This window comes from Pseudomonas sp. CP4 (genome assembly GCF_047758505.1).
In the GTDB taxonomy this organism is placed as follows: domain Bacteria; phylum Pseudomonadota; class Gammaproteobacteria; order Pseudomonadales; family Pseudomonadaceae; genus Aquipseudomonas; species Aquipseudomonas fluorescens_AO.
This window is the reverse complement of record NZ_CP180489.1, coordinates 5,900,912-5,915,529: the sequence shown is the minus strand read 5'-3', so window position 1 is coordinate 5,915,529 and position 14,618 is coordinate 5,900,912. Positions and strand designations below refer to the sequence as shown.

Annotated in this window: 13 protein-coding genes; 4 read left to right on the top strand and 9 right to left on the bottom strand. The window is 60.2% G+C overall.

The window, feature by feature from the left end; all coding sequences use genetic code 11:
• Positions 1-150: 150 nt before the first annotated feature.
• From ACMYUN_RS26740 to gspG, 8 genes are all read right to left on the bottom strand, one after another.
• Positions 151-1,254: a substrate-binding domain-containing protein gene (locus ACMYUN_RS26740; RefSeq protein WP_415762284.1), complete on the bottom strand. Its 1,104-nt coding sequence runs from the start codon at positions 1,252-1,254 to the stop codon at positions 151-153.
• A gap of 465 nt (positions 1,255-1,719) precedes the next feature.
• On the bottom strand, positions 1,720-2,931 hold the full coding sequence (gspF, locus tag ACMYUN_RS26735) for a type II secretion system inner membrane protein GspF (RefSeq protein WP_415762283.1): 1,212 nt from the start codon (positions 2,929-2,931) through the stop codon (positions 1,720-1,722).
• Entirely contained in the window at positions 2,931-4,337 is a 1,407-nt protein-coding gene (gspE, locus tag ACMYUN_RS26730) for a type II secretion system ATPase GspE (RefSeq protein ID WP_415762281.1), read from the bottom strand. Before gspE ends, gspF begins: the two co-directional genes overlap by 1 nt.
• Before the next feature lie 683 nt (positions 4,338-5,020).
• The gene (gene gspD / locus ACMYUN_RS26725) at positions 5,021-7,402 is read right to left on the bottom strand and encodes a type II secretion system secretin GspD (RefSeq protein ID WP_415762280.1); all 2,382 of its coding nucleotides are present in this window, start codon (positions 7,400-7,402) and stop codon (positions 5,021-5,023) included.
• Entirely contained in the window at positions 7,399-7,947 is a 549-nt protein-coding gene (gspM, locus tag ACMYUN_RS26720) for a type II secretion system protein GspM (RefSeq protein ID WP_415762278.1), read from the bottom strand. Before gspM ends, gspD begins: the two co-directional genes overlap by 4 nt.
• On the bottom strand, positions 7,940-9,061 hold the full coding sequence (gspL, locus tag ACMYUN_RS26715) for a type II secretion system protein GspL (RefSeq protein WP_415762277.1): 1,122 nt from the start codon (positions 9,059-9,061) through the stop codon (positions 7,940-7,942). Before gspL ends, gspM begins: the two co-directional genes overlap by 8 nt.
• Positions 9,058-9,978 carry a type II secretion system minor pseudopilin GspK gene (gspK, locus tag ACMYUN_RS26710; RefSeq protein WP_415762276.1) on the bottom strand — a complete coding sequence of 307 codons (921 nt, stop codon included), beginning with the start codon at positions 9,976-9,978 and terminating at the stop codon, positions 9,058-9,060. Before gspK ends, gspL begins: the two co-directional genes overlap by 4 nt.
• Before the next feature lie 47 nt (positions 9,979-10,025).
• Positions 10,026-10,484 carry a type II secretion system major pseudopilin GspG gene (gene gspG / locus ACMYUN_RS26705; RefSeq protein ID WP_415762275.1) on the bottom strand — a complete coding sequence of 153 codons (459 nt, stop codon included), beginning with the start codon at positions 10,482-10,484 and terminating at the stop codon, positions 10,026-10,028.
• A gap of 148 nt (positions 10,485-10,632) precedes the next feature.
• Here gspG and gspI point away from each other — a divergent pair, with 148 nt between their 5' ends.
• From gspI to ACMYUN_RS26690, 3 genes are all read left to right on the top strand, one after another.
• A complete protein-coding gene (gene gspI / locus ACMYUN_RS26700; RefSeq protein WP_415762274.1) occupies positions 10,633-11,007 on the top strand; it encodes a type II secretion system minor pseudopilin GspI in 375 nt (124 codons plus the stop codon).
• Positions 11,008-11,287: 280 nt separating this feature from the next.
• Positions 11,288-12,019, top strand: coding sequence for a hypothetical protein (locus tag ACMYUN_RS26695; RefSeq protein WP_415762272.1), 732 nt, complete (start codon positions 11,288-11,290; stop codon positions 12,017-12,019).
• A 32-nt stretch (positions 12,020-12,051) separates the two neighbouring features.
• Complete coding sequence (locus ACMYUN_RS26690) at positions 12,052-12,297, top strand: hypothetical protein (RefSeq protein ID WP_415762271.1); 246 nt, start codon at positions 12,052-12,054, stop codon at positions 12,295-12,297.
• 71 nt (positions 12,298-12,368) lie between these two features.
• Here the strand turns inward: ACMYUN_RS26690 and ACMYUN_RS26685 are convergent, their stop codons facing one another.
• Positions 12,369-12,728, bottom strand: coding sequence for a DUF6124 family protein (locus tag ACMYUN_RS26685; RefSeq protein WP_130901123.1), 360 nt, complete (start codon positions 12,726-12,728; stop codon positions 12,369-12,371).
• A gap of 1,299 nt (positions 12,729-14,027) precedes the next feature.
• Here ACMYUN_RS26685 and ACMYUN_RS26680 point away from each other — a divergent pair.
• Complete coding sequence (locus ACMYUN_RS26680; RefSeq protein ID WP_415762270.1) at positions 14,028-14,501, top strand: hypothetical protein; 474 nt, start codon at positions 14,028-14,030, stop codon at positions 14,499-14,501.
• The last annotated feature ends 117 nt before the right edge of the window (positions 14,502-14,618 follow it).

The following is a 14,618-nucleotide window of genomic DNA, read 5'->3' as shown; positions in this document are numbered from 1 at the left end:
GGTCGGATCAGCCCTGCTGTTACGACATAGGCAGTTGGCGAGCCTCACGACCGAACGGATGTCACACAAACTTCATGATCGAGGAGTAAATCGGCAAAAAAAAACAGCAGCCCGAAGGCTGCTGCCGTTTCATTGCAGTTGAGACAAGGCTTACAAAGGACGACCAATGCCGTTGCAGGCGTTGGCGTTGTTGATGTCCAGGTTGTTGCCCGAGGTGTTGGTGATGAAGTTGGCGGTCACAGCGGTTTTCCAGTTGTTGGGAACCGGCGTGAAGCTGTGGGCGACGGTGGCGACGTTGTTGCCCGGGTTGCTGTAGTGGGTGGTCAGGAAGTTGCGCACGGCGGTGGCCACGGCTGCATCTTTGTAGCACTGGCCGAAGATGAAGTTGGTGTAAGCCACAATCGGGTAACCGCTTGCCGGGTTAGGCACGACCGGGGCCCAGCCAGCCGGGTTGGCAGGTGCGCTTGGCACCGGTGCAGTGCTCAGCGCCAGCGTCACGTTAGCGTTGGTTGGCTGGACGCCATTGACGCGGGCAACCACAGCGTTGCTGGTGGCGTTCACGCCGTCCGGACCCACATAGCCGATCGAACCGTCCACGGCGTTCACCGCAGTGGCCACATCAGCGGTGTTGGCTACGCCGACCCAAGTCGATGGCAGCGCGGAACCGGCCGGCAGACGAGCGTTGGTGAAGGTGGAGTTGACGGCGAATTTGCCTGGGCAAACGGCGTTCAGGTGGCGACTGAGGATTTCAGTGGTGCCACTGGACACGCTGCGGTAAACCACACGGATCGGCGTGCTGTCGGCGGTACCCAGCAGAGCGCCCCAAGTGGTGGCGGTGCCCGACAGCGCATCGCACAGTTGAGCGCTGGTCAGGTTAAGCGCGGTCTGACCGGATTTTTTGTACGGAATGGCAACCGAAGTGGCCACCGATGGCAGCTGGATCAGCGGGCCGTACGAAGCACCGAAGTTGGCGGTGTAGGTGCTCAGTTCCGCAGCGCTGAGGATCGAGTCGCTAGCGGCGAAGTGCACAGTACCGGTGGTGCTGAACTGGGCAGCGTTGTTGGTCAGGAAAGCGCTTTTGCCGACGCCGCTACCGGTCACGGCGTAGCTGAAGTTGGCAGGCAGGATGCTGTTGGCAGAACCTTTGTACAGCGCGGCAGGCAGCGAGGCGCCACCACCGGTTACGGCCATGGCCTGGGCGGAAGCCAGAGCGGCGACGGTCATTGAGGCGGCGATCAGAGTGCGCTTGAACATGAAGAATCTCCTTTTCAACTTGGTTTGGAACACAGGTTTCGGAAGGCTTGCATGACACCGGGAGGGTCCACCGTGGTGGAGCCGCAGGGAGAAATTCGCAGCTTCCGGTGACAGATAAAGGAAAAAACCTCGGGAGCTGCGGAGGGATTTTTGCGCGGATTTCTCGGGTGTTTGCGGTGGGTTGCGGCGCGTCTGGATCGCGGGTTTGGCTGAATCGGGCTGGAGCCGTTGGCGGGTGGTTGCAGATGACAGAATGGAGAACCCGAGGATGGGCGGATTGGGGCTCGGGTGGTAGGCAGACCGGTGAAAGTAATTTGGGTAATTTGTTGGCTGGAATGGCCCAATCGCTGGCAAGCCAGCTCCCACAGGAGTGCAGTGTTGTTAATGCAACCTGGGGTACAACACAAAAACCTGTGGGAGCTGGCTTGCCAGCGATGAGGCCCGACCTGACAACATCAAACCGGGCTATTGCACCAACTGGTTGATCTCAATAATCGGCAACAACACCGCCATCACAATCACCAGCACCACCGCGCCCATCACCACGATCATCAGTGGCTCGAGCAACGCGGTCATGCCCATCGCCCGTCGTTCGATATCCCGCGACAAGGTCTGCGCCGCGCGCTCGAGCATCGGCGGTAGCGAGCCGGTTTTCTCGCCGCTGGCGATCAAGTGAATCAGCACCGGCGGGAAGACATTCTCCACCCGCAGCGCGGCGGCGAGGTTGACGCCTTCGCGCACCTTCGCCGTGGCCTCGCTGACGCTGAGGCTCAAGCGGTCGTTGGACAGTGTCTGTCGCGCCGCTTCCAGCGCACGCAGCAACGGCACCCCGGCGCCGCCGAGGATCGCCAGCGTGGAGGCGAATCGCGCGGTGTTCAAACCGAGAATGAAACGCCCGAACAGCGGCAACTTCAGCACCCGGTGATGCCAGCTCAAGCGCGCCGCCGGATTGCGCAAATACAGACGCCAACTCCAGAACGCCCCGGCCATGAGCGCCGCACATAACCAACCCCACGCACGAATGAAATCACTGGCCGTGAGCATCGCCAGGGTCAGCCCCGGCAAATCCTGCCGCGCTTGAGAGAACGCGCTGACCACCTGCGGCACCACGTAACTGAGCAGGAAAATCACAATGCCGATCGACACCAGCCCGACCACGCCCGGATAGATGAACGCAGTGAGAATCTTGCCGCGCAGGTTGTTGCGTTCCTCGATGTAATCGGCCAGCCGTTCCATCACTTGGGCCAGATCGCCGGACTCTTCGCCAGCGGCAATCAGCGCGCGGTAAATCTCGGGGAAATCCCGTGGCCGCGACGCCAGCGATTCCGCCAGACGCATGCCGCTGCGTACATCGGCACGCACGGCGCTGAGGGTCTGGGCGATGTGCTTTTTTTCGGCCTGCTCGACCGTCGCGCTCAGCGCTGCTTCCAATGGCAGGCTGGCACCGAGCAGGCTCGCCAGTTGCCGCGTGGCCCAGGCGAGGTCGTTGTCGGAGAGTCTGGCGCTGAACAAACCGCCGCCACCGTGTCGGGCGACGTTGCTTTCCTCGTGCACCGACAACGCTGTCAATCCACGTCCGCGCAAGGCACTGAACGCCGCACTCTGACTGTCCGCCTCAAGGTGCCCGGACTCGATTTTCCCGGTGGCATCCGCCGCTTCAAAGCGATAGCGATTCATCAGGCGTCCCGTGTCACGCGAAGGATTTCTTCCGGTGCGGTGGCACCGCTGCGAATCCAGCGCTCACCGTCCTCACGCAGGCTGAACATCCCCGCTTTCGACGCCGCCGCGCGCAGGGCCTGCTCCCCTGCCCCTTGGTGAATCAGCGTGCGGATGTCGTCGTCGATGCAGAACAATTCGTGGATGCCGGTGCGGCCGCTGTAACCGGTGTGATTGCACGCCGCGCAACCGACCGGGCGCCAAGTGCCGGGCGTGGCCGGGTCCTCTTGTTTGCACTGATTGCACAGGCGCCGCACCAGGCGTTGCGCAAGGACGCCGAGCATGGATGACGCGAGCAGGAATGGCTCAACGCCCATGTCGATCAGGCGATTGACCGCCGACACCGCGTCGTTGGTGTGCAGCGTCGCCAGCACCAAATGCCCGGTGAGCGAGGCCTGCACGGCGATTTGCGCGGTCTCGAGATCGCGGATTTCGCCGATCATGATGATGTCCGGGTCCTGCCGCAGAATCGCCCGCAGCGCGAGGGCAAAGGTCATGTCGATCTTGGCGTTGACCTGAATCTGGCTGATCCCCGGCAAATCGTATTCCACCGGATCTTCCACGGTGAGGATATTGCTGGTGCTCGCATCCAGCCGCGCCAGCGCCGCGTAGAGGCTGGTGGTTTTGCCGCTACCAGTCGGCCCGGTGACCAGCACGATGCCGTGGGGCTGGCGGATCAGGTGATCGAGCTTTGCCAACACCTGCGCATCCATGCCCAAAGTTTCCAGATGCAAGCGCCCGGCCTGTTTGTCGAGCAGGCGCATCACCACCCGTTCGCCATGGCCGGTGGGCACCGTCGACACCCGAATATCGATCGGCCGCCCCGCTACGCGCAAGGCGATACGACCATCCTGCGGCAAGCGTTTTTCGGCGATGTCGAGCTGGGCCATGATCTTGATCCGCGACACCAGCGCACCGTGCAACGCCTTGCGCGGCGAGACCACGTCGCGCAGGGTGCCGTCGACGCGGTAGCGCACCACCGAATGGGTTTCGAACGGCTCGATATGAATGTCGCTGGCCTCATCGCGCGCGGCCTGAGTGAGCAAGGCGTTGATCATGCGGATCACCGGCGCGCCGTCCTGAGTGTCGAGCAGGTCGGTGATTTCCGGGATGTCCTGCATCAGCCGATCGAGATCGACTTCGTTCTCAGCGGCGCCAACCACCGCTGCCGCACTGCCGGTGTCGGCGTAAGCGCTGGCGAGCAAACCGTCGAGCTCGTCATCACGCACCCGCTCCACCTGCGTCGCACCGAACTGCCGACGCACCTCGCTGATCGACCAGCCAGGCGTTGACGGGCACACCGTCAGCACGCCATCGCACAAAAGAATCCGCTGCGCCTTGGCCCAGGCGTAAGGCAATGCACTCATCGTTCATCCTCCCCACAATTCGCCATAGCAATGCGGTCCCATGTGGCAATGAGATCCCAAGTGGCGAGGGGATTTATCCCCGTTGGGCTGCGAAGCAGACCCAAAACCTTAGAACCGGTTTCTCCAGGCAAATCGCGTGTACCGGTTTTACGACTGCTGCGCAGCCGAGCGGGGATAAATCCCCTCGCCACAATCATCATCTCAGTCAAAACCGAGTGCTCCCTTCGATCGGTACCGTGGCAATGGGATGCCCTGTGGCAATGGGATGCCCTGTAGCAATGGGAACCTCTGTGGTGAGGGGATTTATCCCCGTTGGGCTGCGCAGCAGACCCAAACCTTGAGAACCGGTTTCTATAGGCAAATCGCGTGTGCCGGTTTTACGACTGCTGCGCAGCCGAGCGGGGATAAATCCCCTCGCCACCGTCATCATCTCAGTCAAAACCGGGTGCTCCCTTCGATCGGTACCGTGGCAATGGGATGCCCTGTGGCAATGAGATCTCATGTGGCAATGGGATGCCCTGTAGCAATGGGAACCTCTGTGGCGAGGGGATTTATCCCCGTTGGGCTGCGAAGCAGACCCAAAACCTTAGAACCGGTTTCTCCAGGCAAATCGCGTGTACCGGTTTTACGACTGCTGCGCAGCCGAGCGGGGATGAATCCCCTCGCCACAATCATCATTCCAGTCAAAACCGGGTGCTCCCTTCGATCGGTACGGCTTTGATCGTGGCGCGTGGGCCTGATGTCGGCCCCGGTGCTGGCACGCCTTGCGCGGCGCTTGGCAGTTGCGGCGCCTGCATGTCGGGCATCGCCCAGCTGCGTTCAGGCTGCAAGCCGCCCTGGGCGCGGCGCATGAAGTCGTAGCGGTTGAGGGTGATGCTGCGCCCCGCTTCGCTGTCGCGGATGATGTAGGGGCGCAGGAACACCATCAGGTTGGTCTTGCTGATCGCCCGGCGTTCGTTGCGAAACAACGCGCCGATGCCCGGGATCGTCGACAGCCACGGCACCGCATCATTGCTCTGGCTGTAACCATCCTGAAGCAATCCGCCGAGGACCATGATCTGCCCGTCGTCAAGCAGAATGCTGGTGTCGATCGCCCGCTTATTGGTGACAATGCCGGCCGAGGTCACGCTGTTGGATGCACGCTCGTCGATGCTGCTGACTTCCTGATAGATATCCAGCTTCACCGTGCCGCCCTCGGAAATCTGCGGGCGGACGTTGAGCTTGAGACCGACCTCTTCGCGGGTCACGGTCTGGAACGGGTTGTTGCTGGTGCCCCCGCCGCCGGTGACGTAGCTGCCGCTGACAAACGGGATGGTCTGGCCGACAAAAATGCTCGCCGCTTCGTTGTCCAGGGTCAGCAGGTTTGGCGTCGACAGCACATTGGTGCCGCCCTTGCTCTTCAGCGCCCGGGCCAGCACTTTCAGGTCGAGGATCTTGCCGATGCCGGGGATGTCGACCGTGCCGTTGACGTAGCCGAGGTTCAAACCCTGTGGCAGTACGTCGATGCTGTTCCTGGCTCCCGTGTTGAGACCCGCGCCGCCCAGATTGGCGCCACCGATCACGCCTTTGCCGCCGAGATTACCGGTCTGCCATTGCACACCGAACTCGCTGGCATCGTCCTCGCCGACCTCGACGATCAGGCTCTCGATCACCACTTGCGCACGGCGCTGATCGAGCAGATCGATGACCTCACGCAAATTGCGATACAGCGGTTCCGGCGCAGAAATCAGCAGCGTGTTGGTGGTGGCGTCGGCCTGAATCGTCACCCCGCCAGCGCTGAAAGCAACGTTCTGTTCACTGCTCTGCGTACCGCCATTGCTGGCCCCGCCGCCACTGCCCTGAGCATAACTGCCGCCGGTTGCGCCGCTGCCAGTCGTCGTTGAAGTGCCAGTGCTCGGTGTGCTGCTCTGACCGTTCTGCCCGGCATTGCCGCCGGTGCTGCTACCCATTGCGCTGAGCACCGACCGCGCCGCGTCGCTGCTGCCGCTGTCACTCTCGCCGGTGAGCAAACCACGCAAGGCTTGCGCAAGTTTTGCAGCTTGGGCGTTGCGCAGATAAACCACGTGCAGATTGCTTGGATTGCTCTGCGCGTTGTCGAGTTTGTAGATCAGGTTGCGCGCCAACTCGGTACGCTCGGGGCTGCCGGCGCGGATGATGATGGTGTTCGAGCGCGGGTCGCCGATCACCGCGATTTTCTGCGTCGGATCATTGCCTGGCGCGTCAAGTAAGTCGGCCACCATCGGCGCGATATCGGCAGCGATGCCGTTCTGGATCTGCACCACATCGGTGTCGATCGCGCTCGGCGTGTCGATGCTCTCGATCAACTGCGCGACGCGGGTGAGGTTCTCGGCGTAATCGGTGATCACCACGGTGTTGTTGCCCGGATAAGCATTGATCGGATTGTTCGGCGAAACGATCGGGCGCAGCACCGGGATCAGGTTGACCGCGTTCTCGTATTGCAGACGAAACGTGCGGGTGAGCATGCCGTTGCCGGCCGGTTTGTCAGCGCTGTAGATCGGCCCGCCGAGCAGTTTCGCGTCGGCCTCGGGAACCACCTGCGCAACGCCGCCGACATCGACCACGCTGAAGCCTTGCATGCGCAACGCCGCGAGCAGCATGTCGTAGGCCTGCCGAGCCGGCACCTGACCTTCCGAGACCAAGGTCAGATTGCCCTTGACCCGTGGATCGACGAGAAACTGCTGCCCGGTGGCCCGCGACAGCGCACGCACCACCGCCTGAATATCCGCCTCGACAAAATTCAGCGTCACCGGTTGCTCGCCCAACGGATTGCGCGCGACCGAGTTGCTCGTCGCCGCAGCACCACCGCGCCCGCGCTGGCTGATGTTGTGCAACTGCTTCGGCACCGGCCGCGCCTGAGCCTGCGCCCGTTCGCGATCGGCCACCGCATCGCCGCTGCGCTGGGTGTTGGCCAGCGGCCGCCCGAGCTCGCTGTCGACCAACAGCGGCGGCTGATTCTGCGGCGTCGTGGTGCTGTTGCACGCGCTCAATGCCATCAGCAACAACGGCAGCGCCAGACGTGCCGGTTTGCAGCGTGACTCCTTCATGAAGCTTCCTTAGCGCCCTGCGCCTGATCCATGCGAACGGTGCCTGACAATGTGCCGGCGGTGACATCGGTCGAGGTTTCGCTTGCGCGCTGCAACTGCGCCTCGACCACCTGCAGAGAAAGTTGTGACGGCTGGCTGAGCAGCCAGTCGAGCAGCGCATCGGCCGGCGCGGCGTCGACATTCAACTGCCACGTACCGCCCTCCGCTGCTTGTAATTGGTAATGCCCGGCCAGCCCCGCCGCTTGCAGACTCTGCTCCAGCGACTGGCCAACGCTTTGCCCCTGAGGCCGCACGTTGACGCTGCGCAACAGCACTTCCAGCGCCTCGGTTTGCGCGCGCAACTTGGGCGTTTCGCTCTGCCAAAAAGTGATCCTGGCCAACGGCGGCTTGACCAGCGTCAGCCAGATCAGCAGACCGACAAGCACCAGCGCCATGCCGGCGACCATGCGTTTCTCACGCAGCGCCAACGGCTGCCAGCGCGCCTGCAACTGACTGCTGAAGCGCTGCCAACGCGTACGATAGATCGCCAGCGTCGCCCTACTCATCGTCTGCTCCGCTGTCGTCGTCTTCGTTGTTGTTGGCGCTGGATTCATCGCTCGGGCGCAGCGTCCAGCCTGCGTCATCGGCAGTGACGCTGATGCCGGCCTGGGCCAATGTGCTTTGCCAGCCCTTGTCGTTGCCGCCACGGTTCGCATCGCTTAGCAACGCCAGTTGCAAGGCGCCGTCGCGATAGGTCAGGCGCTCGACACTGCCAGCCATGAACGGCATGCCCGTGCCGGCCTGCAACACCAGCCGATTGAAGTTCTGCGCCGGGTCATCGACCGCGCCTTTTTGCCGCTGCTCCAGTTGCTGACGCGCCTGTTGCAGCGGGTTGAGAATCACCGTCAATTCAGGAAACGCCTGCTTCACCCGCTGACTCATCTGCGCCTTGAGCTGCTGGCCCTGCCGCGCTTCGCGAGCGGCGTACAGATTCAGGCCGACCACCCAGACTGACACGGCCAAAGCCACACACCCGACAGCGCGACCCCAGCCACGTTGCTCGCCGCCGGTTTGCTGCAGACCACCGTGCAAACCCCAACCGGGCAAGGGACCGATCCAGCGTTGTGTCGCGTCCGCTGCGAACGATGCCTCATCAACTTCGTCACCGAGCAACGGTTCAACCTGTGCGCTGTTCAAACTCTCGCGCCGGAGCAAATGACCGTCCGCCACACAAGCGACAACACCGGGCGCCATTGGCAGGCTATACGGCGCCGAATACAAACCGCGCAAACTCAACCCTGCCTGCTTGAGCACCGCAGCCAAGCGCTGCAAATGCTGCCGCGAAACCCAGGCAATCTGCACCTGCCCGCTCGCATCGCGAGGGCTATGGCCGATATGCATCTGGCTACTGTCGCCGAGCATCAACGCCTGCGCCGCGCACTGCACAGCGGCCGCCGTTTTGTTCGCGGGCAGCGGCGGCAGATCAATGCTGGCGAGCAGGCTGTCCGCCGGGTGCAGAAAACACAGCAGCGGCGGTTGTTTTGGCTGTTGCCCCAACTGACTCAAAGTGAGCCGTTCCTCACGACTGACCTGCCCCTGACGATCCAGCCAGGCGCAACTCACTTCGCTGTGCAACTCCAGCTCCGCCAGCGGCGGCAACGCGACGCGCAACTGGCTCATGCGCCCACCCGCGACCAGATCACCTGCGGCAGCCGATCCTCGCTGCGGTGCAGCAAAGCGTCGAGGCTGACCCGGCGCTGATCACGCCGCGCCTCACCGCGCAAACGAAACCAGTCACTGGTGATGCCGACCTTGACGCTGCTCACTTCCAGCTGCGGCATGCGCAAGCGGTTCACAAAATCCCCGCGGTTAATAAACCAGCGCCCGGCGTCACGCTCGGCAATCAACGCCGTCGCCCGCTCCAGCGAAAGCCCCGGCACATACGCCGCCAGCACCTGCGCCGTGGCGGTGTTACCGTTGATCCACGTCGTCGCCGGAATCACCGTCACGTACGGCGCCAGTTGGCCGATCAGCGCATCGGTCACGCCTTCGACGCTGCGCAAGTCATCGAGTGTGCGCAGCATCGGCATCTTCGGCGGTTGCGGTTTGTGATCGGCATCCGGCGACGTCGCGCGGCCGCTGTCGAAACCCGCTTTGCCCGTCGCACCAATCTGCGCATTGAGCAGATGCGGATAGCTCGCGATCACCCGCTGGCGAATGCGCTGGCCGACAACGGCGCTCACACCGATCAACTCGCACAACCGTTCGAACGCCTGCACCTGCGCCTCATCGATGCGCTCGTTGGCGACCAGATTGCGCAGGTTGAACTTGCCCTGCTCATCCTCCAGCCGCCCGGCAAAACCCGCCGCCAACAACGGCTGCGCCCAAGGCTGATCGCGCCGGGTCAACGGATCACGCAGGCGCGCATCCCACAGCAACTGTCGGCTGATCTCCAGACCACCCTGCGCCACCCAGCGCCCCTGCACCCGCTGCTGATCGGCCTCCAGCGCCCGGGTCGCCACGCTCTGGCGCGTCAACATCCCCGCCGCGATCACCGCCACCACGGCGGCGATCAACAACGCGCTGATAATCGCCATGCCCCGTTGCTTCGCCCCGTTGAGCGAACCTGTATTCACGGCCGGCCTTACAACTGCCAGGAACCGATATCGGCATTCACGCCATCGCCGTCAGGCTGGCCATCGGCGCCGAGGGAAAAGATATCGACCTCGCCATTCGCGCCCGGGTTGAGGTACTGATAAGGCCGGCCCCACGGGTCATTGGGCAAACGCTCCAGATACGAACGCCAGTTGCTGTTCTTCGCATCCGCCGGCCGCTCGACCAGCACCTTCAACCCCTGATTCATGTTCGGATACGTGCCGTGATCGAGGCGATACAACTTCAACGCCTGCATCAACCCACCAATATCCTGCTTCGCCGCCGTCGCCCGCGCCTGATCCGGCCGGTCAAGCACCTTGGGCACCACCATCGCCGCCAGAATCCCCAGAATCACCACCACCACCATGATCTCGATCAAGGTAAAACCCTGCTGCCCACGCGGCATGCGCGGCGACTGACTGAGCGTGTTCAAAGGTGCGATATCCATCTCGACATTCCCTGGCTTGACCTGATTTCGACGCGCAGTGTTGCAAGAAGATATGTCAGGGATGTTGAAAATCCTCGGGTGTTTCCGTCGTCAAGCCGTCAAGGACGGGGGTTAGCGTCGAGGGCTGGGTTTTGACTTTGGGCCATGTATGCGTGCGCGAACGCGAGAGGAAGGCTTCACCCTGATTGAAGTGCTGGTGGCACTGGCGATCATCGCCGTGGCCATGTCCGCCGCCGTGCGCGTCGCGGGGTTGATGACGCAGAGTAATGGGGTATTGCGCGATAGATCGATTGCGCTGATTGCTGCGCAGAGTCGGATGGCTGAGTTGCGCCTGGAGGGCCGATTGCCGAATGGGATGAAGGCTGTTGAATGTGATCAAGGACGGCTTATGTTGCGCTGCGAACAGGTGATCGCCAGCGCAGAGAATGGACGACTGCTCAGGATTGGAATCCAAGTATTTGATCGCAACCAGGATGCGCCGCCGTTGGCAAAACTAGAAACCCTGCTAACCCGCCCCCAGTAGCTGCCGAAGGCTCGGCCCGCGATCGGACGATCTTTTGATCTTCCCTCCCGCAAACAACATAAATCCCCTGTGGGAGCGAGCCTGCTCGCGAAGGCGCAGTATCAGGCACCGAAATGGTCACATGTGCCACCGCCAGCCATGCCGGCCAAGTTCCAAAAATTACAGCGCCCATGACGGTATCCAATCCGGCTTCAAAATCCGGTCGCTAGTATTCAAAAATAATGATGTGATTACGGTTGAGCCAAAAGTGTTGGCCTGAGAAAACAAACTAAGGACGGCAATGAGCAAATCTACAGTCCGTTTCGCACCTTGGGTCGGCGCCCATTACGAGCGCGGCATCCACGGTCTACGCATTCTCGTGGTCTGCGAATCTCACTATGGCGCCAAAGAACATGAACGCCCGACAGCCACACCCGAGGTATTGAAGGCCCTGGCCTTGGGTCAGAAACACTCTCAAGCGACAGCTAAGCTTCGGCAACATGCACATTTCACCAAAATCATGGTATCTATCCTGAATGCCAGGAAGCACTTTTCCAAAGCAGATAGGAGTGATTTTTGGCATAGCATTGCCTACTACAATTTCATCCAAGAGTTTTTACCCGCCATCCGCAAACCGCCATCGGCCGCAGCTTGGGAGAAAGGTGAGCAATCGTTTACTGAAGTCCTGGAGGTGCTGGCACCAGAGTTGATCGTCTGCTTCAGCAAACGAAACGGACGTCGAGTTACTGCGCTAGCGGGCGGTATACCTGTGGCAGTGGCTAATCACCCGTCTTCGCTGTTTGCTTACTCCACGGTCAATCCCATCATCGCTAAACAGATCAAGCAGGCATTGGCGCGCAAGGCGCAACTAGCAGATTTCGCCAGTACCAGCGTTCTGTATTCACGTTGGTGCGAGGCCACAGCTTCCGCCTTGCCTACACCAGGGAAACGTCTTTCGGATTCGGACAGGCTCGAGCTAATTGCGAAGCGTAGGGAATCGATGGCTGTGGCCGACGAAGCTGCACTGGCGTAGGTCAGCGCCATAAAAGCAGGGGAAAACAAGCTATGAGTATGAAACATGAACTTTGGTTGGAGCCTGATGGTTGCCAGACTTTCTGCCTGGCAGGAATTCACGGTGATGACGCGCGCAGTCTACTTTCACCAAACTCCCAGCTGATCTGGACAGTCGAAGCGGACAGTTACTTCGAGGCGATGACCAAATACTATTCCTTCATGGACTGGGGTGAATACCGGACAGACTTTCCCGAGCATGATCAGATGTCCTACGCAGAACACGGATGGGATGAGTAACGGGGCCGCGAGATAGGATCGCGAAGGCGCCAGCACGACAAATCGCCTATCTGGCGCCCCCGCACATCACATCACCCCGCCACCTCCAAATTATCCATCACCCGATTTACCGCCAGCTCCCCCAACATGATCAACTGCGCAACCCCCAACAACGCCCGCCGCTGCGGCGCCGGCAACAGACTGGAAATGTCCTGGGCAATCGTCTTCGCCGAAGCAAGCGTTTCACTCGCATCAGCCAGCAATTCTTCATTCTTGGTATCCGCCGTCACCGCATACATCCCACGCGCCTTGCGTGGCTGAGGCAGGAGATTGTTTGGCGACAGGTAATGATCGAGCGCACGGTCAGCGGCTTCGTGGAGTTTGTTGGAATCGAGGGATTCGTAGGGAGACGTGGGATCGGTCTCGGGCGGGTTGGGTGTTGGTTTGATCATGGTGAAGCTCCTTGATTATTGGAGCCGCCACGTTTCGCTGCGAAACGAAGAGAGGTGGCAGCTGTACGCAGGTTCGCAGACCGGGAATCAAGGAACCCGGCATACCCGAAGGTATCCCGCGCACAGCCGCCATAAAGCATCACTGCCAAAAATGACAACGAACTGGAGCGCTGTGCGCCTTGATTGACCCGGGCTGCGAAACCCGATCGCTGATTCGTCAGCGACCGCACCACAATAGAACCCGCCCCTAAGGCGCACAAGCCGGCGGATTCTGGCGTAGCTGTAGGCAAAGGCGCAAGGATATGTAGCCTAGGAGCGAGACTGGAGATGTCTTTTTAACGTTGGTGTTTATTGATTGCCCTTCCTTATCGTCCTGCCCTATGACTCGTTTCGGACAGCAGCGCGGAACAGAGCCGCCTATCGATTTCGATGCGCAGCGATTAGCACGGCTTCATCTCGTTACTAGTCGCAAACCTGGCATGTGAGGACGCGATACCGTCGCTACCTGAACCGTCTACCAAGACTTCACATGCTATTGCATGGAGGCAAGCATCCCCACGTGTTCACATACTCCCAGAGGAGACGACGCTCCAGGTATTTGATATATGCCGTCGTATACGGCTCCCCGAGAGCCACTGGGCAGGCTGATACCCAAAGATGGCCGGGCGTTGCGTCCGGCATATTCCGTTTAAAAGTGTGCCCACCTGAGTGACCGGGCTTCCCGTTGAAAGCGGAGGTATTAAACTCCCAAAGGCGACGGCCGAGGGTGCGCTGCGACGTCTCACCTATGTAGATGATCGCTTCATGATGCGCTCGATAACTGTCGGGCTTTGTATCGCTACAAGCGATGAAATACACCCCCGGCGAATCCTTTCCCGGCACCTCTCCACGATTCTCCCAAGAACGCCACTCGCAAAACCCCACTTCACCGTGCATGTTGATTCCTTTGCTTGAAAAAAATACCCAACCTGCCACTCCAAAACCGCAAACCCATTAGCTTGTAGGACCATTCAGACTGTCAGTCCTAAATAGATCCGTCTTCTTTCCTGTCCACATACCCCTAAAGAAACGGTCACCCTCACATCCCAAGCAACCCAGCTCGCCGCAAACGCGCCCCTGTTCCGTCTGGCCCTCTGATGTCCCGCGACTGAATTACCGGAAGTGGTCAGGATGACTATGCTGTTAACTCAGCTAGCTGAAAAACATAGTCGGACGATACCAATGTCGAGGTTGATCCAGAGGACGCAAGCCACCGATCTGACAGCAAATCACCCTGGTAAATAAAGCAACGGAGTGCAGATGAAAGTCATCGCTTTTTTAGCCATATATTTTGCAGGTGGGGTTGCCCTGTTTCCCTTTCTCGACCTAATGCGTCCCGTAGGTGTTCTCCTCGACCATTTCTATTCACAAATTTACCTGGGGTCCGACGCTGATGTAGCACAACGACTGAGCCTGGGCTTTATCTACGCAAGCCTGTTTCATTTGGTGTGGTCGGCTTTATTTTCTGAATCTGCTAAAAGATGGGCATCCAAGGTTAGCGTCAGAGACGTGTGCTATCTAGCTTTTCAGTGTCTGAGTCTTTTTTCCATCAGCCTGATAAGCCTCGGATTGGTTGGAATAACCAGCCAACACGTTCCCCGTACGGACTTTCATCAATATTTCACTTTTTTGGTGATCTGCATGCTTCTGGGTCTGTGGGCGTGGTCGCTCAAGGATTTTTTGGTGGCAGCATTTCATTGCACCGGAAGAAGAATCACAGGAACCACTAAATAAAAGCAGGCAATAATCCAAGGCAGTTTTACTAAGCTGGATTCATGGCAGTTTCAATTTTCAATGGCTAAGCGCTATGGCCGAAAGCAACCAACAAGGTAGGCAAGACTTTCCCGAAGG